This window comes from Parasphingorhabdus sp. NYA22 (assembly GCF_976973735.1).
The window spans coordinates 1,351,399-1,371,697 of sequence record NZ_OZ333477.1 but is presented as its reverse complement, the minus strand read 5'-3'; the positions used below and the strand labels follow the sequence as shown (position 1 = coordinate 1,371,697).

The following is a 20,299-nucleotide window of genomic DNA, read 5'->3' as shown; positions in this document are numbered from 1 at the left end:
GAAACTCCAAAAAGGGTGCGCCAATGCCGCGATCACAGTCGTTCGGCATGCCAGCGCAATTGGTCGGCCATGAAAGTGGATATGAAATAATAGCTGTGGTCATAGCCTTCGCGCATGTTCAGGCTGAGCTTTATGCCCGCCTTGTCACAGGCATCCGCCAATAGTTGCGGCTTCAGCTGTTCCTCGAGGAAATTATCGCTCGTACCCTGGTCGACCAAGATGTCGGCAACGCGCGCGCCATCCTCGATCAGCGCGCAAGCATCATATTCCCGCCACGCCGCTTCATCGCTGCCGATATAGCCGCCCAGCGCCTTTTCGCCCCACGGGCAGTTGATCGGCGAAACAATCGGCGCAAAAGCGGACACGCTCTTGTAGCGGTCGGGATTGCGCAGGGCGATGGTCAGCGCGCCGTGGCCGCCCATGCTGTGGCCGAATATTGCCTGCCGTTGCATATCGACCGGAAATTCCCTGGCGATCAGAGCGGGCAGTTCTTTCTCGAAATAGCTGCGCATGCGGAAATGCTCTGCCCATGGCTCTTCTGTAGCGTCGACATAAAATCCGGCGCCCTGTCCCATGTCATAGGCTTCGTCATCGGGCACGCCCCCGCCGCGCGGTGAGGTATCCGGCGCGACAATGATCAGGCCGAGCTCGCTGGCCGCCCGGCGATATTCGCCCTTTTCCATGACATTGGCGTGAGTGCAGGTCAGGCCGGACAAATACCAGACGACCGGCAGCTTCGCGCCTTCTTCATGATCGGGAACATAGACCGCGAAGGTCATCTCGGTGCCCGTTTCGGCGGACGCATGGGAATAGACGCCCTGCGTTCCGCCATAACTTCTGTTGGTGGAGACGGTCTCCATCAAAAGACCACGACGCTGCGAATGCTTTCGCCTGCATGCATCAGGTCAAAGCCCTTGTTGATTTCGTCCAGCGTCAGCGTGTGCGTGATCATCGGATCGATTTCGATCTTGCCGTTTACATACCAGTCGACGATTTTCGGAACATCGGTCCGGCCGCGCGCGCCGCCGAATGCCGTGCCCTTCCAGACCCGTCCGGTAACCAGCTGGAACGGGCGGGTGGAGATTTCCCTGCCAGCTTCGGCCACGCCGATGATGATGCTTTCACCCCAGCCGCGATGACAGGCTTCCAGCGCCTGACGCATCACGTCGGTGTTGCCGGTGCAGTCGAACGTATAGTCCGCGCCGCCGTCGGTCAGCGCCACCAAATGCTCGACAATATCGCCCTTGATCTTCTTCGGATTGACGAAATGGGTCATGCCGAAACGCTTGCCCCATTCTTGGCGGTCGTCATTGATATCGACACCGATGATCTTGTCCGCGCCAACCATCCGCGCGCCCTGCAGCACGTTCAGGCCGATCCCGCCGAGACCGAAGACGATGACATTGGCCCCGGGCTCAACTTTCGCCGTATTGACCACCGCGCCAACACCGGTGGTGACGCCGCAACCGATGTAGCAGCTGGTGTTAAACGGTGCATCGGTACGGATTTTTGCGACGGCAATTTCCGGCACGACAATGAAGTTGGAGAAGGTCGAGCAACCCATATAATGGTAGATGGCCTCGCCCTTGTAGGACATGCGGCTGGTGCCGTCGGGCATAAGCCCTTGCCCCTGGGTAGCGCGGATCGCGGTGCACAGGTTGGTCTTGCCGGACAGGCAGCTTTTGCACTGGCGACATTCCGGCGTGTAGAGCGGGATCACATGATCGTCGGGCGCGACCGAGGTGACGCCTGCGCCCACTTCGCGCACGATGCCGGCGCCTTCATGGCCGAGAACACTCGGGAACTTGCCTTCGCTATCCAGCCCGTCCAACGTGTAGGCATCGGTATGACAAATGCCGGTCGCCATGATCTCGACCAGCACTTCACCCGCTTTTGGGCCTTCCAGATCAAGTTCCACGATCTCGAGTGGCTTTTTGGCTTCAAATGCTACGGCTGCACGGGTCTTCATATGACTAATTTCCTTCTTTTGACCAGTCGATCATATTTGTAGGCCGCACCGATGGTTGTTCGCAAGACAAAGCTCCCGGTGGCAAGCGATAGGTAAAAATATTCATCTACCATCAAGCTAACCTGTTTCCCGTAACATTTCCATTATCATCAACAGCCCAGATAGGTCATCGAGACTTGTCCCGTTGCTTTGGCGCAGAGCGGCCTGCAAGGGGCGACGAAAAGCCCTTCTTCAATAAATGTCTAGCCAGACTTACTCATAAATCGCATGTACCGCGCCCAATCACGCGATTGAAAGAATCGATATGCTGACCGAAAGACAAATATTGACCCTGTCCTGCCCGGACCAGCCGGGCCTGGTCGCGAGCGTCGCCAAAATATTGGCTGAGAATGGTGGTAATATCGTCGACTCACAGCAGTTCAACGACAGCGAAACCGACCATTTCTTCATGCGCGTGGTCTTTGACCTGGCTGAAGGAGCGGCCGTCAACGCGATTTCCGACGCGATGCGGCTGTTTGCCAAAGAAAAGCTGGTGGAATGGAAGCTGCGAAGCAGCCACGAGCGGACCAAAGTCATCGTGATGGTCTCCAAATTCGACCATTGCCTCATCGATCTCCTATATCGCTACCGGATCGGGGAACTGCCGATGGATGTGGTTGGCATTATCTGCAATCATCCCCGCGAGGCCCTGAAAATATCGCTGATCGAAGACGTGCCCTTCCATTATCTCCCCGTCACGAAAGACACCAAGGCGCAGCAAGAAACGCAAATCAAGCAGTTGGTGACCGAAAGCGGAGCGGAACTGGTCATTCTTGCCCGCTATATGCAGATCCTGTCGGATGATCTCGCCAGCTTCCTGTCCGGTCGCTGCATCAATATCCATCACAGTTTTCTGCCCGGCTTCAAGGGAGCCAAGCCTTATCATCAAGCGCATGCACGCGGCGTGAAGATGATCGGTGCTACGGCTCATTATGTAACCGCAGATCTCGACGAGGGACCGATCATCCATCAGGACGTGGAAGCCATCAGCCATGCCGACACGCCCGAAGAGCTTGTGAGCAAGGGTCGCGATATCGAACGCCGGGTCTTGTCGCAGGCGGTCCATTACCATCTGGCTGACCGTGTGTTCCTCAACGGCCACAAGACGGTGGTTTTCAAAAACTGACTGCAGCCGATGGGAAAGTTGCGAAAACGGCTGCCTCAGGATTGGCAGTTGATCTTCCGGCCAAGTTCGTTTCAATCAATATGGATATGACCGCAGCCTGTGCGTTGTCAGGACTTTGCGCCTTTCGCAAAGACTCCCGCAACCAGGCATAGCCGGTCAGCCGCACAAGATTGAAGGACAGGAATACATGCAGGATTACAGTAATATACGCGAAGAAGTTGCCAAGCTTTGCCAGAAATTCCCTGGCGAATATTGGCGCGCTCGTGACAAGGCGCGCGAATATCCGAGCGATTTTGTCGCCGCTCTCGGAGAGGCCGGATATCTTGCCGCATTGATCCCGGAAGAATTTGGCGGCGCGGGATTGCCGATTTCGGCGGCAGCAGCGATCCTCGAGGAAATCCAGGCGCAGGGCTGCAATGGCGGCGCGGTGCACGCGCAAATGTATATCATGGGCACGATGTTGCGGCACGGATCGGACGAGCAGAAAGCCCAATATCTGCCAAAGATCGCAACCGGCGAATTGCGTCTGCAGGCATTCGGCGTCACCGAACCGACCAGCGGCACCGACACGCTGGCGCTCAAGACCGTCGCCAAGCGCGACGGCGATGATTATGTTATCAACGGCCAGAAATTATGGACCAGCCGGGCCGAGCATAGCGACCTGATGCTGTTGCTTGCCCGCACGACACCGCGGGATCAGGTGAGCAAGCGCACCGACGGCCTGTCGGTCTTTCTCGTCGACATGAACGCGGCCAAAGACAACGGACTGACCATCCGGCCGATCGAAACGATGATGAACCACAGCACCACGGAGCTGTTTTTCGACAATATGCGGGTACCCGCCGCCAATCTGATCGGCGAGGAAGGCAATGGCTTCCGCTACATACTCTCCGGCATGAACGCAGAGCGACTGCTGATCGCGGCGGAATGTATCGGTGATGCCAAATGGTTCATCGAAAAAGCGACCGCTTACGCCAAGGAACGCGTGCTGTTCGGACGTCCGATCGGCCAGAACCAGGGCGTGCAATTCCCGATCGCTCGCGCCTATGCGCAGATGCGCGCCGCCGAATTGCTGGTTCACGAAGGCCTGCGCAAATATGAAGCGGGCGAAAATTGCGGCGAGGAAGCCAATATGGCCAAGATGCTCGCCGCCGATGCCAGCTGGGCGGCCGGGGAAGCCTGCGTCCAGACCCACGGCGGTTTCGGCTTTGCCGCGGAATATGATGTCGAGCGCAAGTTCCGCGAGACAAGACTCTATCAGGTCGCCCCGATCAGCACCAATATGATCCTGTCCTATGTCGCCGAACATGTGCTGGGCCTGCCGAGGAGCTATTGATGAGCGACTGGTCAGACTGGATCGGCAAGAGCGAGACGCGGCATGATGTGATCACGGCGGGGTTGCTGCAACGCTTTTGCGCGACCATCGACCGGCCGGTCACGGACGACATTCCGCAGGGACTGCACTGGTGTCTTGGCCTGCCCGATATGCCAACGGCACAACTGGCCGAAGATGGTCATCCCGCAAAAGGCGGTTTCCTTCCACCCGTCCCCCTGCCCCGCCGGATGTGGGCGTCGAGCGAAGTTGCGTTCGAACATCCGCTGCAACTCGGCGATGCAATATCACGCGTGTCGACCGTTGCCAGCATCGAGGAAAAGTCCGGTAAGTCGGGCGATCTGGTATTTGTCGCTGTCGATCATGAAACGCGCGTCGGCGATCAGGTGGCGATCAGGGAACGGCAGAATATAGTTTATCGCGAGCCTGCGGTGGCCTCCGCTCGCGCCGCGATGATCAGCACCGATCCGGTGGACCTGAGCGGTTGGGATTGGCAACAACAAATCGTCCCGTCCGAACCATTGCTGTTCCGCTATTCGGCGCTAACCTTCAACAGCCACCGTATCCATTACGACAAACCCTATGCGATGCAGGAAGAAGGCTATCCCGGCCTTGTCGTTCAAGGCCCGCTGATGGCGACATTGTTGCTCAATCTCGCCGCAAGCGAGCTGGGCGCGAACAAGCTCTCGAGCTTTTCCTTCCGGGGCCAGGCGCCCGCTTTTGCCAATGCCGCGATATATCTCGTCGGCAAACAGGACGGCGAGAATATCACGCTGGCCGTGATCGGCAGTGACGGCAAAGAGATCATGAGCGCGCAGGCGACGATCGAGGCACCGCGCTTGCAAACTTTACAATAGCGCTTCCTTTTGTTTTCTGTAAACTTTGCCCCAAATCATTGTTTTCTAGTATTTTTTCGGGAATCACCTGCCCTCTAGTGTGACCTTTGGATCATCGGAAGATACCGGTCCGGTCGAGGGCAAAAGACCGGAGCGATTTCGCACATATCCAGAATGTCAAAGAGCTTTCGGTTGCGAGATTAAGCCAGCGGGTGGCGTGTAGGAAAGCATTTTGCTCTGCTTCACTGAAAATCCCGTTGAAAATTCTCCGTTCGTGCTGAGCCTGTCGAAGCACGGTTGGGACAAGCTGACATTGCCCTGCAGACGCCGGACCCTTCGACAGGCTCAGGACGAACGGGAGGGGGTTGCGTATTTGGCGTGGTAATCAACACCATCCGTTAGCAAAGGTTTGAGGTCCTGAAACGAGTTCAGGATGACGATGCACCCTGACGACCCAACCGCTCAAAATGAAAAGCCCGGCGGCTGCGGGTCACGCGGCCACCGGGCTTTCTATCATTTAAACGTGGTCTAGAAACGGTCGGCGTTCATCACCTTGGTCCAGGCTGCCGCGAAATCGTCGACGAATTTCTGGCCGGCATCATCGGAGGCATAGACCTCGGACACGGCGCGCAGTTCCGAATTGGATCCGAAGATCAGATCAACCGGGGTGGCGGTCCAGACCAGATTGCCGGTGTCGCGGTCATGGCCCTCGTACAACCCCATATCAGTGGCCGACTTCGCCCATTTGGTCTTCATGTCGAGCAGATTGACGAAAAAGTCGTTGCTCAACTGACCGGGGGTGGCGGTAAATACGCCGTTGGACGACTTGCCTGCATTTGCGTTCAGGGTGCGCAGCCCGCCTACCAGCACGGTCATTTCCGGAACCGTGAGATTGAGCGCATCGGCCTTGTCGACCAATGCTGCCGCAGGCGCCAGATCGGCACCGGAGACATAATAATTACGGAAGCCGTCCGCCTTGGGTTCAAGATAAGCGAAGGATGCCGCGTCAGTCTGCTCCTGCGTGGCATCGACCCGTCCGGGTGTGAACGGCAGTGTGACCTTGTGGCCAGCCTTGTCCGCTGCCTGTTCGACCGCTGCGTTACCGCCGAGCACAATCAGGTCAGCGAGCGAGACTTTCTTGCCGCTCTTGGCACTCCGGTTGAAATCCTTCTGGATCGCTTCCAGCTTGCCGAGCACCTTGTTCAGTTCCGCCTTGTCGTTGACCGCCCAGCCGCGTTGCGGTTCCAGCCGCAGCCGCGCGCCATTGGCACCGCCGCGCATATCGGTGCCGCGAAAGGTCGAAGCCGAGGCCCACGCAGTCCGAACTAGTTCAGGCGTCTCCAGCCCGGAAGCCAGGATTTTTGACTTGAGCTGCGTCACGTCCGCATCGCCGATCATCGCATAATTGGCTGTAGGCAGCGGGTCCTGCCAGACGAACGTCTGGCTCGGTGCATCTGCACCAACATAGCGGGTCGACGGACCGAGGTCGCGATGAGTCAGCTTGAACCAGGCGCGGGCGAAAGCATCCTTGAACTCCTCGGGATTGTCGTGAAAGCGCTGGGAAATCGCGCGGAATCCGGGATCCTCTTTCAGTGCGATATCGGTGGTGAACATGATTGGCGCATGCGTCTTGCCCTTCACATGGGCGTCAGGGACCAAATTGGCGGCCGTGGGTTCGCTGGGGATCCATTGTGTCGCTCCGGCCGGGCTTTTTGCCTTGACCCAATCGAAACGGAATAGATTGTCGAAATACTGGGTGGTGAAGGCAATCGGGTTAGACGTCCACGCGCCTTCCAGACCGCTGGAAATCGTATCCTCGGCATTGCCTTTGCCGCACTTGCTTTCCCAGCCCAATCCCTGTGCTTCAATTCCGGCGGCGGATGGTTCCGGGGCCAGACATTCGTCGGGCTTGTGGGCACCATGCGCTTTGCCGAACGTGTGTCCGCCAGCGATCAGGGCCAGCGTTTCCTCGTCGTTCATCGCCATATTGCCAAAGGCACGGCGGATATCGGCAGCGGCCGCAAGCGGATCATGATTGCCGTTCGGACCTTCTGGATTGACGTAGATCAGGCCCATTTGCGTCGCAGCGAGCGACCCCTTGAGATTGCCTTTGCCGTCCCGGCGATTATCGGTCAGCATCTTGGCTTCCGGACCCCAGTATACCATGTCCGGCTGCCATGCGTCGACGCGACCGCCAGCAAAACCGATGGTCTTGAAGCCCATGTCTTCAAGTGAAACATTGCCGGCCAGCACCATCAGGTCGCCCCACGACAGCTTGCGGCCATATTTTTGTTTGATCGGCCAGACCAGACGGCGCGCCTTGTCGAGGCTGACATTGTCGGGCCAGCTGTTGAGCGGTTCGAAACGCTGTTCGCCGCCATCCGAGCCGCCACGTCCGTCACCGACACGGTAGGTACCGGCGCTGTGCCAGGCCATGCGAATGAAGAACGGACCATAATGACCATAATCGGCAGGCCACCAGTCCTGCGAAGTCGTCAGGACCTTGCGGATATCCTCTTTGACTGCAGCGAGGTCGAGGGTCGCGAATTCCGCAGCATAGTCATAGTCGGCGCCATAAGGGTTAGACTGCGCCTCTTGCTGGCGAAGCGCCGCGAGGTCGAGGCTTTGCGGCCACCAGTCCTTGTTGGACATGGCAGATTCTTGTGCTTGGGCCGGGCTGGCCATCACCAGCGGCGTCATTGACGCGGCCAGCAGTGCGAAAAGCGAAACCTGTGATTTGAACATCTTTCTCTCCATCCTGTTTTTCTTAATATTGTTGTGAGCAGACTTTAGGCTCACAAACATAGATGGCGAAATCAGTAAACTTCCTGAGAGTAATCGAACATTTCGATGAAGGTGGCGTCGGAGATTTTTGTAGTCGATTTTCCCGAGTTCAGAACTTTAGTCAGAGACTGGCAAAAATATGTCGGGGAAGAGGTGGGATAATTTCTGTCTCGGCAACAGTAAAGGCAGAGCCCCTTATCCGAGAGGGCCACAAGCCGGCGCAGCCAAGCACGGTTTCGATGTCTTCATTCCACACAACAAAAGAAGCCCGACGGCCGGGTCGCAATAACCGTCGAACTTCTCCTGGATACCCATAAAGGGCTTGGTGCGGCATCGAGTTCGTATCGAGTGAAACATTTCATCAGATCGATGCCGCATCTTTTTGTTAACCGAATTTTTCCGGGCACCCTGTGACGGCGATCACTGGCCAAAAGAAAAACATGCCTGATTCGCCCTGCCTGCTGCCTGCTGCCCGACGACCGCCGGCATATGGTCAAACGACCTGACGTTCGCGGATTTATGTCATTCACGTCATGGATCGCGTCTTTGGCTGCATTTCATTCGCGTCAATCGAAGCAAACAGCCGGGAGAAATTCCCGCCATTCGCGAGATAGCGGCTGCCCCGATCAAACAAAAAAAACGGGAGCTTACCCGAAGATAAGCTCCCGCTGCGCCTCTGTTGGGGCTGCCTTCCTCTTGCGATTCCGGCGGCCGCTTGTTCGGCGTCCGGTTTCCGGGCCAATACGTTAATGGTCGGTGGTTTTCCACGTGTCCGCTTGCGCTTCTTCGCTTCGGTTCCCGACCCGCAATTGATCTAGTCACCTGATGATCTAGTCTGTCTGATCTGTTCCGGCTTGCGCCTTCCCATTTCGGACTTTCTCCGATCATCGACCGAGAGATCCTTTTCCTTTTCTTGCGAAAAACAAACTGGTCGTCTCGACCATCTTCCGGGTCCCGGGCTGTCCTGCGGGTCATTGCTGACTGGTCGCTGGTTCGTCCAATTCCCTTCCGATGACCTATATATGCTCCCAATCCCTGAGTCGCTCCTAGGGGAAAAAGGCGAGTTATCCACAGGCAATGCACTTACCGGTGGAAAACTCCTGCCGATACGGTGGATAAGCTTGGCGTCCGGGATTTACGAGGGGGGGCTGTTGAAAGTTTGTCCGCTGGTCCGGCCCTTCTCTCATGGGAGGGGATGGATGAAGCACCGGACCTTTGGACCAATCCCGGCGCCTCGTTCGGGAGGAGGAGGAGGCTGCCGGGATTGTAACTTTTTGCCTCAGACCTGAACCGTTGAAAACAGCACGATGCTGCTAACGGAAAGGGCGGCGACAATATTGAAAAGCGTTCTCATGGATTTTCTCCTTATTCCAACGCCAATCACACATCTCTTTTCCTGCGTAACTTACAGGCTGCAGATGGTCCTGTAGCCACTAGGTTTCAATTGAAAATGGAGGATTACCTGTTGCGCGTTTTGCAACCGGCTCCCGCGCTCTATCGCTGCAAAATGAGATTTAACTGACTGATTTTACTAGAATAAGTCTTTCATCAGCTTCTTGCCCTTGTCGAGCGGATCGCGCCGAAACTTCGCTTCTTCGTTACCGATATAGGTAAAAATGCCCTCCATCGTCTGGTCCGTGACACTATCGGTCAGACCATCACGCGAAAGGTCGGCCCCGCCCAGCCGGGCCAGCGAGGAAACAGATCCGAGCTTCTCGACCTGCTGGTAAGCACCCAGTTCCGTCAGCGCTTTTTCAACCAGCGGGCGGACCTTTGCCGACAGCTCTTCGCCAGACGTGCGCCGGAGATAATCTGAACCGGCCTCTTCACCACCGGTTACAATGCCGACGCCGTCCTGCAGGGTCAGGCCATCGATCGCCGAGCGGAACACTGGCTTGGCTTCGAGCGCCGCCTTGCCTGCGGCATCGTTCAGCATCTTGGTGACATCCTTGGTCAGGCCAGCCTTGCTGGTGAAGCGCAAGATGCTCGTCGCCTTCTGCAACGGACCGGGCAGCAATATCCGCACCGCTTTGTCGGCATAGAAAGCACCGGGCTCGGAGAGCTTGTCGAGCGCATTGTCGGAGGCGTCGCCCAAAAGGCTCTTCACTCCGGAGCTTTGCGCCGCTGCCGGTGTTGCCGCGAACGACACGAGCGCCAGCGGAGCCGAAGCCAGGACGACGGCATTGAGTAGACTGCTGAAGGCTTTTCCGTGACGCATGACCAATTCTCCTGTTTTGTTACAGGCGGTCATAGCATATTTCATTGCTCCCCGCCTGAACGGCGCACGCTATGTCGGTAAAATTGTGCAAATTGCAGGAAATTTGGAACAATCCGGGACGCCTATTTGCTTTCGGAAAATTCCAACACGCCTTTGGTTTCGTCCGCGGATATTTCGGTCAAAGCCAGCGAGAAGGGTTCCCCTTCCTCGGTCTTGCCCGAGAGATTGGTTCCGTTCCGTACGACTTCAAAATCATTGGCGGTCAGTCGCGTCTCGTACCAGGCGGTCAATTTTTCCACGCCTGCCGGCGCCTTGAAGCTGATCTGGACCTTGCCGCCCTGCTCGCCTTTGTCCTGGACGTCAAAGCCGGTGACATGGCTACCGGGATAGAAATCGACATCGTTCATGTCGAAATCGTCGCTGTCGAGCGTGATCGACGGCAGGTCTACTTCCATCGAGAAACCATCAGCCTTGATAGAGAATTTGCTGTCTCCGCCGTCCCCGCCGATTTTGATTTTTTCGCCTTCGGACTCGCTCTCATCGCTAAAGTCTATTGAAACAGAGGAACCGTCTGCGGTTTCATCTTCGGCCTTGCTGCAGGCGGACAGGGCAAGCGGGAGGGCCGCGAGTAAAAACAGATATTTCGTGGACATGCTAATTTCTCCAGACTGTATTGCTATATTAATACAGTCTGGAGAACAATCCGTCAAGCTGCAAGCGCTATTCAGGGGTCGATCGACGTTCCGGGACCTGGCGCGTTGACGACGCCGCCATCGACAGGAATGGTCGTACCGACCACATAATCGCCGGCGGAGCTGGCGAGAAATACCGCTGCCGATGCCATATCTTCAGGCCGTCCGATGCGTTTCGCCGGTATGCCCTTTTCCACCGCGTCTTCATGATCGCGAGCGGCCTTGTTCATCGACGAAGCAAAAGCACCGGGGGCGATTCCGGTCACGATGATATCTTCCTGCACAAGCTTGGCAGCCATTTTGCGGGTCAGGTGAATGACCGCCGCTTTCGACGCCTGATAGCTGTAGGTTTCCCACGGGTTCACCTTCATGCCGTCAATAGACGCAATATTGATGACCTTGGCCGGCCGCTCCATGCTCGCAGCGGCTTTCAATTGCGGGTGCAGGGCCTGGGTCAGGAAGAACAGGCCTTTGACATTGGTGTCCATGACCTTGTCCCAGCCGGATTCGGGGAAATCGACATATTCCGCGCCCCAGGCGACGCCAGCGTTATTGACCAGGATGTCGAGCTTGTCTTCGCGCGACGCGATCTCGGCGGCCAGCGCCTTGCAGCCTTCCACCGTCGAAATATCACCCTGGATATAGATGCAATTTTCGCCAAATTCCGCAGCCGCTGCTTCGCCCTGATCCGCCTTGCGGCCGGAAATATAGACTTTCGCGCCCTGGGTCAGAAATCCTTCGGTGATCATCGCGCCAATACCGCGCTGGCCGCCGGTGACGAGAGCAACCCGGCCTTCGAGCGAGAATAGTTTATTAAAATCCATCGTCATTTTCCTTTAGTAGCCGTGCATCTCTGCAACGAGATTGGTGTGATAATTCACGTCGCCCATGAATTCCTGCAATGCCCGATCACGCTTCATATAGAGGCCGATGTCATATTCGTCGGTCATGCCGACGCCGCCGTGCATCTGGACGCCTTCCTTGACCGAAAGCGCTGTTGCCTTGCCGGCCTTGGCCTTGGCAACCGACACCATCAACTCTGCCTTGGATGACCCTTCGTCGAGCATTTGCTGCGCCTTCAATACGGTTGCCCGGGCGATCTCCATCTCGCTGTAGAGATGGGAAATGCGATGCTGCAGCGCCTGGAACGAACCGATCAATTCGCCAAACTGCTTGCGGCCTTTGATATAGTCCACGGTAATATCCATCGAGCCTGCGCCCACGCCGAGTGTTTCGGCAGCGGCACCGGAACGACCAGCATTCAGCAAGCGCCGCAGCACCGTGTCGCCATCATCAACCTCGCCGATCACCGCGTCTGCATCGACCGTCACGCCGTCAAACTGCACATGCGCCGCCATAGCGCTGTCGACCAGCCGCGCGCTGTCACGCGAAACGCCTGCTGCATTGGCGTCGACGGCAAAAAGCGTCAGGCCTTTTTCGTCGCCTGCTTTGCCGCTGGTCCGCGCTGCGACGATCAGCATATCGGCCGATCCGCCCTGCACCACGAATTGTTTCTTGCCATCCAGCTTGAAGCCATTGCCTTCGCGAGTTGCGGCCATGCTGATCTGATCCGGGCGATGTTTCGCGCCTTCGTCGATCGCCAGCGCCAGAACCGTTTCACCGGCGATAATACCGGGGAAATATTTGTCGCGCAGCGCCTTGCCGCCTGCGTTAAGCGCTTCGACGCCGGCAACCGCAGTGGTCAGAAACGGCGAAGGGGTAAGATTGCGCCCGATTTCTTCCAGCACCACGCCGGCTTCGACATGGCCGAGCCCGAGGCCGCCCTCGTCTTCGCCGATCAATATGCCGGTAAAGCCCATTTCCGCGAACTGCTTCCACAAGGCGTGCGAGAAGCCGTCCTTGCATTGCTTGTCCCGAAACTCGCGAAGATGCGCAACCGGCGCCTCGCCTTTCATGAATTCGGCTGCACTGTCGTGGAGCATCTGCTGGTCTTCGTTCAAATATAGCGGCATGTTCTAGTCCTTATCTCAAATTGTGCGCTGCGGGCTCAGGTGCGAGCCGTCCCCGCATGAATAGCTATGGAGGCCTGCTCTATCAGGCGCCCGGCAGTCGCAATATCTGTTTGGAGATGACGTTCAGCATGACTTCGCTGGTGCCGCCCTCGATACTGTTCGCCTTGGTCCGCAGCCAGCTGCGTGCGGTCATCCCGCCATTGGTGGCATCGCTCTCCCATTCCAGCACTTCGCTGCCGCCAGCCGCCATGATCAGCTCGTGGCGGCTTTTGTTGATCTCGGTACCGGCATATTTCATCATATTGGGCTGCGCAGGGTGGCAAAGACCGGCCTTGAACGTATCGCCGAAACGCTCGGCCATGGCGCGGAAGGCCAAGACTTCGATATCCATTTCCGCCATCTGCGCGCGCAGCATCGGATCGTCGAGACGGCCCATTTCATCGCGGCCATATTGATCGGCAAATTTCGCCCCGAGCGATGTCGCGCCTTCCGAACCTCCGCCTGAAATCATGCTGCGCTCGTGGCCCAGCAGATATTTGGCGACATCCCAGCCCTTGTTCACTTCATAGACGACCGACGAAACGCCCTCGCCATATTCTTTCGGTACTTTGACATCATCGAAAAATGTCTCGCAAAATGCGGACTGGCCCGAGATCAGGACGATCGGCTTGGTGGTCACGCCTTCGCTCGCCATGTCGAACAGCATGAAGGTGATGCCCTTGTGCTTTTCATTCTTGTCGGTTCGCGTCAGGCAAAAAATCCAGTCAGCCTTGTCGGCATAGCTGGTCCAGATTTTCTGGCCGTTGACCAGAAAATGATCGCCCTGATCAATTGCACTGGTCTGCAGCGAAGCGAGATCGGAACCGGAGCCCGGTTCGGAATAGCCCTGACACCAGCGGATCTCGCCGCGTGCGATCGGCGGGAGAAAATGTTTCTTCTGCGCTTCGGTTCCGAAATGGAGCAGCGCGGGGCCAAGCATCCAGATGCCGAAGCTCGACAAAGGCGACCGGCATTTGAGCCGTGCCATTTCCTGGCCCAGGACTTTCGCCTGTTCGCGTGACAATCCGCCGCCGCCATATTCTTTCGGCCAATCGGGCACCGTCCAGCCTTTGGCGGCCATGATATCCAGCCATTCTTTCTGGCCCGGCTTGAACGTCGCATTGCGCCCGCCCCATACGGCGTCTTCTTCGCCTGTCATCGGTTCGCGCATCTCTGGCGGACAGTTGGCTTCGAGCCATGCGGCGGTCTCGGCGCGGAAAGTTTCCAGATCGGACATCACGATTTTCCTTTTAATTGAGCAATTAAAGTTGGACTATCATATTTGCGTTGTCCGATTCAATGATTCCCTGAACCGGATAAGCAAATTAATTTCGGCAACAAATCCCGCTTGCGGTTTCCGTAACGGTAATCTGCCGGGTCGACAAAAGCGATCGGCGCATAAATTGCGCGACGCTATTGAAACGAAGAAAAAAGGAACGGATGACGATGCGATTTGAAGGCAAAACTGCGGTTATTACAGGCGGCTCATCGGGCATTGGACGCGCTAGCGTCGAACTTTTCCTGCGCGAGGGCGCCACCGTGGTCATGGGCGACATCGATGAAGCGGAAGGCACCGCGATGATGTCGGCCCTCGGCGAAGGCTTTCTGTTCCAGAAATGCGATGTCACCCAGGAAGCCGAAATCAAGGCGCTGATGGATTATGCTGCCGAAGAAACGGGCGGTATTGATATTGTGTTCAACAATGCCGGTGCCGGCGGCCCGCGCGATCCGATCGACGAGATCAGCGGCGATGACTGGGACTTTGCCATGGCGTTGCTGCTCAAATCGGTGGCGATGGGCATTCGCCATGCGGCACCGCATCTCAAGAAGCGCGGCGGCGGAGCGATCGTCAATACCGCGTCCATCTGTTCTTTTCAGGCAGGCTACGGCCCGATTGCCTATTCCACTGCCAAGGCGGGCGTCCTGCATCTGACCAAGGTCGCTGCGGCCGAGCTGGCCCGCTACAAGATCCGCGTGAACGCGATCTGCCCCGGATTCATCCAGACCAATATTTTCGCGTCGACCGTCGGCGCCAACAAGCAAGAAGCGCAGGAGATCAATACCGTTCTGGGTCAGGCCGCTGCCAGCGTCCAGCCGGTTGCCCGTCCCGGCGTTCCCGATGATATCGCCGAAGCGGCAGCCTATCTCGCTTCGGACGCCGCAGGCTTTGTCACCGGCACACATATATTGGTTGACGGCGGCATGCTGGTCGGCACCGAAGGCAGCTGGAATCCGGAAATACCCGGCATGCTCGATGCGATTCTGCCGGAGCACCTGCGTTGACAGCGACTTCGGACAAGCTGCCGCTTAAAACCAAAATTCTATACGGCTTCGGCGCCTCGGCATATGGGATAAAGGACAACGGTTTTTCCGTTTTCCTGCTCTATTACTATAACCAGGTTGTCGGCATGCGCGCCGATGTCGTCAGCCTGGCGATTGCCATTGCCCTGTTCGTCGATGCCTTCATCGATCCGCTGATCGGCCAGATGACGGATCGGACCAGAACTCCGATAGGCCGCCGCCACCCGTGGCTATACGGCGCCGCCTTTCCCATCGCGATCGCATGGCTGCTGTTGTGGCACCCGCCAGAGACAAGCGCCACGCTGCAATTTTTCTATCTGTTGACGATGGCGATGCTGGTCCGGATCACATTATCCGCCTATGAAGTTCCCTCGCTCGCAATGCTTCCGGAACTCAGCCGGGATTATCATGATCGCACCAGCACCTTGCGCTATCGAACCCTGTTCGGCTGGGCGAGTGGTCTGGGCATCATGGTTCTTGCTTATGGCATATTGCTGGTACCCAGTGAAAAATATCCGGTGGGGCTGCTTAACGCCGACGGCTATTCCTCATTTGCCATTATCGGCGCCTGCGTCATGGCTGTTTCCGTTCTGGTGTCGGCTGTCAGCACGCATAAGCGATTAGTCGGGCAATATAAGGCCGAGACCACCCGGCCGAAAACCGCAGAAGGTTTTTCGGAAATGCTCTCTGCCTTTCGTTTCTCGCCTTTTCTGTTGTTGATGTTCGCTGGCGTTTTCGCGTTCACCAATCAGGGGCTGCTATTCTCGATGACGCCGTATCTGTTGACCCATGTCTGGGAATTCGGCTCGGCGGAAATGACGCTTTATTCTGCGGTTCTCTTCATCGGCGTCATTATGGCGTTTTTGATGGTGACCCCGATTTCCAGACGCACCGGCAAGCCCAAGGGGGCAGCCTTTTTGACGCTGTTCGCAGTGATCGTAGGTACAGCACCTTACTGGCTGCGCATGGCTGGCCTTTTCCCGGAACCGGGGTCTCCCTATCTCATTCCGATCCTGTTTACGCTTCTCGTCATCGGGATCGGCGCCAGCATTTCGGCGATGATCCTGACCATGTCGATGATGGCGGACGTGACGGATGCCTATGCATTTGACGTCGGCAAGCGCACCGAGGGCCTGTTCTCGTCCGGCATGTGGTTCATGCAGAAAATGGTTGGCGGCATGGGCATCCTGCTGTCCGGCCTGATCATTTCCTTCATCCAACTGCCGGCGCAGGCGGTACCCGGGAGTGTCGACCCCCGCATTGTCGACAATCTCGCTCTGGTTTTCGTATCGATGGTCACCGTGATTGGATTTGCCGGCGCCTGGGCCTACACTCTATTTCCTCTCGGCGAGCAGGACCATGGCGAACGGATATCGAAACTGGCCGCGGAAATGCCGAAGGTGAAATGAAGGCACCGGAATAAAAACTGCTGTGGCTAATCGTTTTCGCTGTGGCAAAGCCAGACCGCCTCTGTTAAGTTAATCGCATAGTTAAAAAAGAATAAGGACTTGGGCATGGATTTTGATCTCACTGAAAAGCAGGAATATTGGCGCAATCGGGTACGCGATCATATCGAGACTCACCTCCGCCCCCGCATGGCCGATTTCCACAAAGAGGAATCGACCGGCGAGCGCTGGAAGGTCCTGCAAGTGGTCGAGGAAGAAAAGAAAAAGGCCAAGGAAGCCGGCATCTGGAACCTGTTCATGCCGCCAGCCAATCCCAATCTCACGCATATTGATGATGTCTTTGAATTTGAAGGTCCAGGCCTGACCAATCTGGAATATGCGCTGTGTGCCGAAGAAATGGGCCGCGTCGGCTTTTCTTCCGAAGTGTTCAACTGCTCAGCACCTGACACCGGTAATATGGAAGTGTTCCACCGCTACGGTACGCTCGAGCAGAAAGAACAATATCTGCGTCCGCTGATGAACGGCGAAATCCGTTCTGCCTTCCTGATGACCGAGCCGGCCGTTGCATCCTCCGATGCGACCAATATCGAAACGGCGATCGTTCGCGATGGTGATGAATATGTCATCAATGGCCGCAAATGGTGGTCTTCCGGCCTCGGTGATCCGCGCTGCAAAATTGCCATCGTCATGGGCAAGACTACATTCGAGGGCAGCCGCTACACGCAGCAGTCCCAGATCCTCATGCCCACCGACGCACCGGGCGTGAACGTCATCCGTCACCTGCCCGTCTTCGGCTATGACGATGCACCACACGGCCATATGGAAGTCGAAATGAAGGACGTTCGCGTTCCGGCTGACAGCATTTTGCTTGGCGAAGGCCGCGGCTTTGAAATTGCCCAGGGTCGCCTCGGACCTGGTCGTATCCATCACTGCATGCGCACCATCGGCGTCGCCGAAGAAGCGCTCGAGAAAATGGTCAAACGCCTGCAATCGCGTGTCGCTTTCGGCAAGCGCATTTCCGAATTCAGCATTTGGGACGAGCGCGTTGCACGTGCCCGGATCGATATCGACATGAGCCGTCTGCTCTGCCTGAAAGCGGCCGACATGATGGACAAGGTCGGTAATAAATATGCCAAGGCTGAAATTGCCATGATCAAGGTTCAGGCTCCTACCATGGCGCTGAAGATCATTGATGATGCGATCCAGGCTCATGGCGGCGGTGGCGTTTCCGACGATTATGGCCTCGCCAGCGCTTATGCGCATCAACGGACCCTGCGGCTTGCCGATGGCCCGGACGAAGTGCACAATCGCACGATCGCCAAGATGGAATATGGCAAATATGCCGAAACCGCAGACGGCAGCAAAATGAAGGAAGAATTTTCATCCGGTGATCTCGCCGTCACCCGTTAGGAGCAGATAATGAAAGCAGCAGTATTGATAGAAGCGGGGAAACCGCTCGTCATTGAGGATGTCGTGATGTCCAAGCCGGGACCGCATGAAGTGTTGATCCGGACGGCCGCCTGCGGGCTGTGCCATTCGGACCTGCATTTTATCGACGGTGCCTATCCGCACCCCCTGCCCGCCATTCCGGGGCATGAGGCTGCGGGTATTGTCGAGGCGATCGGTAGCGAAGTGCGCACCGTCGCCGTCGGCGATGCGGTGGTGTCTTGCCTGTCCGCCTATTGCGGCCATTGCGAATTTTGCGTGTCCGGCCGGATGTCCTTGTGTCTCGGCGCTGATACGCGTCGCGCGCCTGAGGATGCCCCGCGTATCACCCGGCCCGATGGTTCAACCGTCGGACAGATGCTCAATCTGTCGGCCTTTGCCGAGCAGATGCTGATCCACGAGCATGCGTGCGTGCGGATTGATCCCGACATGCCGCTGGATCGCGCTGCCGTGATTGGCTGCGCGGTCACCACCGGAGCGGGTACGATCTTCAATGCCTGCAAATTGACGCCCGGCGAAACCGTTGCCGTCGTCGGCTGCGGCGGAGTCGGACTGGCTACAATCAACGCTGCAAAAATCGCCGGTGCCGGACGGATCATTGCCGCCGATCCGATCAAGGAAAAGCGCGACCTGGCGATCAAGCTTGGCGCAACGGATGTTATCGACGCGATGGCCGACGATGCAGCAGCGCAAATAGTGGAAATGACCAAAGGCGGCGTCGATCACGCGATTGAAGCCGTCGGTCGTCCGGCCTCCGGCGATCTGGCTGTCGGTTCGCTGAAGCGTGGCGGCACCGCAACCATCCTCGGCATGATGCCGCTTGATCACAAGGTCGGCCTCAGCGCGATGGATTTGCTTTCCGGCAAGAAATTGCAGGGCGTGCTGATGGGAGCCAATCATTTCCCGATCGACATACCGCGGCTGGTCGACTTCTACCTGCGCGGAATGCTCGATTTGGATAGCATTGTCGCCGAAACCATTCCGCTAGAGCAAATCAACGACGGTTTTGACAAAATGAGAAAAGGTGACGCGGCAAGGTCCGTGATTGTCTTTAACTAAAGGAAGAGGGACTTCCATGAATCCACAGGAAGATATGACCGGCACCATGGACGTGCCGGAAAAGGATAAACTCGACGAAGCAAGCCTGGCGCGCTGGATGGAAGCCAATGTCGAAGGTTTTGCCGGTCCGTTGAGTCTGAGCAAGTTCAAGGGCGGCCAATCCAACCCGACTTACAAGATCGACACACCGACGAGTTCCTATGTGCTGCGCAAGAAACCGTTCGGCAAACTGCTGCCCTCGGCCCATGCGGTTGATCGCGAGTTTCGCGTTATCGCCGGTCTCTATCCTGCTGGCTTCCCGGTCGCCAAACCTTATGGCCTGTGCGAAGACGACAGCGTGCTCGGCACGATGTTCTACATCATGGGCATGGCGGACGGCCGGACATTCTGGGACGGCACCTTGCCCGGCAGCAATCCGGCAGAGCGCAAAGCCATCTATTACGAGATGATTGATACGCTGGCCTTGCTGCACAGCTACGATCCCGCCGAACTGGGTCTGGAAAAGCACGGCAAGCCCGGCAATTATTGCGAGCGCCAGATTTCCCGCTGGACGCAGCAATACCGGCTGTCCGAACTTCAGGTAATTCCCGAGATGGACCGGCTGATCGAGTGGCTGACAAAAACCATCCCGGAGCAGAAAAGCTTTGGTATCGTCCACGGTGACTACCGGCTCGACAATATGATTTTTGACCATGATCAAGCCAAGGTCATTGCGGTTCTCGACTGGGAACTCTCGACTCTCGGCGATCCAATTGCCGATTTCGCTTATTGGCTGATGGCTTATGAAATGGAGCCGGAAGGCCGCAGCGGCCTGAAGGGCGTCGACCTTGAGGCTCTCGGCATCCCGTCTCGCGAAGAAGCCATTGCCCGCTATTGCGAAAAATCGGGCATGGCCGAACTGCCGCCGATGGACTGGTATCTGGCCTATAATTTATTCCGGATTGCTGCTATTCTGCAGGGCATTCAGAAGCGGGTTGCCGATGGCACCGCCAATAGCGCCGCCGCTGCCGAAATGTCAGACCGGGTCACGCCACTGGCACAAGCCGGATGGGAAGCCGCAAAACGCGCAGGAGCATAA

General features: G+C 57.1%; 16 protein-coding genes. 8 read left to right on the top strand and 8 right to left on the bottom strand.

Translation table 11 applies throughout. The annotated features are described in order from the left end of the window. Positions 1-32: 32 nt before the first annotated feature. Both fghA and ACWFTY_RS06625 read right to left on the bottom strand, forming a co-directional pair. Positions 33-860: an S-formylglutathione hydrolase gene (fghA, locus tag ACWFTY_RS06630; protein WP_447526556.1), complete on the bottom strand. Its 828-nt coding sequence runs from the start codon at positions 858-860 to the stop codon at positions 33-35. Further along, positions 860-1,969, bottom strand: coding sequence for an S-(hydroxymethyl)glutathione dehydrogenase/class III alcohol dehydrogenase (locus tag ACWFTY_RS06625; RefSeq protein WP_447526555.1), 1,110 nt, complete (start codon positions 1,967-1,969; stop codon positions 860-862). Before ACWFTY_RS06625 ends, fghA begins: the two co-directional genes overlap by 1 nt. Positions 1,970-2,276: 307 nt before the next feature. On the opposite strand from ACWFTY_RS06625, the gene purU reads away from it, so the two are divergent. The 3 genes from purU to ACWFTY_RS06610 all read left to right on the top strand — a co-directional run bounded on the left by purU (position 2,277) and on the right by ACWFTY_RS06610 (position 5,324). Next, complete coding sequence (gene purU / locus ACWFTY_RS06620) at positions 2,277-3,134, top strand: formyltetrahydrofolate deformylase (protein WP_447526857.1); 858 nt, start codon at positions 2,277-2,279, stop codon at positions 3,132-3,134. Positions 3,135-3,321: 187 nt separating this feature from the next. Further along, the gene (locus ACWFTY_RS06615; protein ID WP_447526554.1) at positions 3,322-4,470 is read left to right on the top strand and encodes an acyl-CoA dehydrogenase family protein; all 1,149 of its coding nucleotides are present in this window, start codon (positions 3,322-3,324) and stop codon (positions 4,468-4,470) included. Next, positions 4,470-5,324, top strand: a complete 855-nt coding sequence (locus ACWFTY_RS06610; protein WP_447526553.1) for an FAS1-like dehydratase domain-containing protein — start codon at positions 4,470-4,472, stop codon at positions 5,322-5,324. The genes ACWFTY_RS06615 and ACWFTY_RS06610 overlap by 1 nt, the downstream gene beginning before the upstream one ends. Before the next feature lie 507 nt (positions 5,325-5,831). On the opposite strand, the gene katG is transcribed toward ACWFTY_RS06610, so the two are convergent. From katG to ACWFTY_RS06580, 6 genes are all read right to left on the bottom strand, one after another. Continuing rightward, on the bottom strand, positions 5,832-8,048 hold the full coding sequence (katG, locus tag ACWFTY_RS06605) for a catalase/peroxidase HPI (protein WP_447526552.1): 2,217 nt from the start codon (positions 8,046-8,048) through the stop codon (positions 5,832-5,834). Positions 8,049-9,618: 1,570 nt separating this feature from the next. Beyond that, the gene (locus tag ACWFTY_RS06600) at positions 9,619-10,305 is read right to left on the bottom strand and encodes a DUF4197 domain-containing protein (RefSeq protein WP_447526551.1); all 687 of its coding nucleotides are present in this window, start codon (positions 10,303-10,305) and stop codon (positions 9,619-9,621) included. A gap of 122 nt (positions 10,306-10,427) precedes the next feature. Next, a complete protein-coding gene (locus tag ACWFTY_RS06595; protein WP_447526550.1) occupies positions 10,428-10,958 on the bottom strand; it encodes a hypothetical protein in 531 nt (176 codons plus the stop codon). 71 nt (positions 10,959-11,029) lie between these two features. Further along, a complete protein-coding gene (locus tag ACWFTY_RS06590; protein ID WP_447526549.1) occupies positions 11,030-11,821 on the bottom strand; it encodes an SDR family oxidoreductase in 792 nt (263 codons plus the stop codon). 12 nt (positions 11,822-11,833) lie between these two features. Continuing rightward, on the bottom strand, positions 11,834-12,970 hold the full coding sequence (locus tag ACWFTY_RS06585; RefSeq protein WP_447526548.1) for an acyl-CoA dehydrogenase family protein: 1,137 nt from the start codon (positions 12,968-12,970) through the stop codon (positions 11,834-11,836). A gap of 82 nt (positions 12,971-13,052) precedes the next feature. Beyond that, the gene (locus ACWFTY_RS06580; RefSeq protein WP_447526547.1) at positions 13,053-14,246 is read right to left on the bottom strand and encodes an acyl-CoA dehydrogenase family protein; all 1,194 of its coding nucleotides are present in this window, start codon (positions 14,244-14,246) and stop codon (positions 13,053-13,055) included. Between the two features lie 203 nt (positions 14,247-14,449). Between ACWFTY_RS06580 and ACWFTY_RS06575 the strand changes: the two genes are divergently transcribed. From ACWFTY_RS06575 to ACWFTY_RS06555, 5 genes are all read left to right on the top strand, one after another. Then, on the top strand, positions 14,450-15,292 hold the full coding sequence (locus ACWFTY_RS06575) for an SDR family NAD(P)-dependent oxidoreductase (protein WP_447526546.1): 843 nt from the start codon (positions 14,450-14,452) through the stop codon (positions 15,290-15,292). Further along, positions 15,289-16,719 carry an MFS transporter gene (locus tag ACWFTY_RS06570; RefSeq protein ID WP_447526545.1) on the top strand — a complete coding sequence of 477 codons (1,431 nt, stop codon included), beginning with the start codon at positions 15,289-15,291 and terminating at the stop codon, positions 16,717-16,719. Before ACWFTY_RS06575 ends, ACWFTY_RS06570 begins: the two co-directional genes overlap by 4 nt. A 105-nt stretch (positions 16,720-16,824) precedes the next feature. Further along, complete coding sequence (locus ACWFTY_RS06565) at positions 16,825-18,126, top strand: acyl-CoA dehydrogenase family protein (RefSeq protein WP_447526544.1); 1,302 nt, start codon at positions 16,825-16,827, stop codon at positions 18,124-18,126. 9 nt (positions 18,127-18,135) lie between these two features. Beyond that, the gene (locus ACWFTY_RS06560; protein WP_447526543.1) at positions 18,136-19,221 is read left to right on the top strand and encodes a Zn-dependent alcohol dehydrogenase; all 1,086 of its coding nucleotides are present in this window, start codon (positions 18,136-18,138) and stop codon (positions 19,219-19,221) included. A 16-nt stretch (positions 19,222-19,237) separates the two neighbouring features. Next, positions 19,238-20,299, top strand: a complete 1,062-nt coding sequence (locus ACWFTY_RS06555) for a phosphotransferase family protein (RefSeq protein ID WP_447526542.1) — start codon at positions 19,238-19,240, stop codon at positions 20,297-20,299.

Bases quoted from the DNA above. Each gene is read 5' to 3' on its own strand.
- ACWFTY_RS06580 (WP_447526547.1), bottom strand. From the start codon at position 14,246: ATGTCCGATCTGGAAACTTTCCGCGCCGAGACCGCCGCATGGCTCGAA.
- ACWFTY_RS06560 (WP_447526543.1), top strand. From the start codon at position 18,136: ATGAAAGCAGCAGTATTGATAGAAGCGGGGAAACCGCTCGTCATTGAG.
- ACWFTY_RS06575 (WP_447526546.1), top strand. From the start codon at position 14,450: ATGACGATGCGATTTGAAGGCAAAACTGCGGTTATTACAGGCGGCTCA.
- katG (WP_447526552.1), bottom strand. From the start codon at position 8,048: ATGTTCAAATCACAGGTTTCGCTTTTCGCACTGCTGGCCGCGTCAATG.
- ACWFTY_RS06600 (WP_447526551.1), bottom strand. From the start codon at position 10,305: ATGCGTCACGGAAAAGCCTTCAGCAGTCTACTCAATGCCGTCGTCCTG.
- ACWFTY_RS06565 (WP_447526544.1), top strand. From the start codon at position 16,825: ATGGATTTTGATCTCACTGAAAAGCAGGAATATTGGCGCAATCGGGTA.
- ACWFTY_RS06585 (WP_447526548.1), bottom strand. From the start codon at position 12,970: ATGCCGCTATATTTGAACGAAGACCAGCAGATGCTCCACGACAGTGCA.
- ACWFTY_RS06590 (WP_447526549.1), bottom strand. From the start codon at position 11,821: ATGGATTTTAATAAACTATTCTCGCTCGAAGGCCGGGTTGCTCTCGTC.
- ACWFTY_RS06610 (WP_447526553.1), top strand. From the start codon at position 4,470: ATGAGCGACTGGTCAGACTGGATCGGCAAGAGCGAGACGCGGCATGAT.
- ACWFTY_RS06595 (WP_447526550.1), bottom strand. From the start codon at position 10,958: ATGTCCACGAAATATCTGTTTTTACTCGCGGCCCTCCCGCTTGCCCTG.
- ACWFTY_RS06625 (WP_447526555.1), bottom strand. From the start codon at position 1,969: ATGAAGACCCGTGCAGCCGTAGCATTTGAAGCCAAAAAGCCACTCGAG.
- ACWFTY_RS06615 (WP_447526554.1), top strand. From the start codon at position 3,322: ATGCAGGATTACAGTAATATACGCGAAGAAGTTGCCAAGCTTTGCCAG.
- fghA (WP_447526556.1), bottom strand. From the start codon at position 860: ATGGAGACCGTCTCCACCAACAGAAGTTATGGCGGAACGCAGGGCGTC.
- ACWFTY_RS06555 (WP_447526542.1), top strand. From the start codon at position 19,238: ATGAATCCACAGGAAGATATGACCGGCACCATGGACGTGCCGGAAAAG.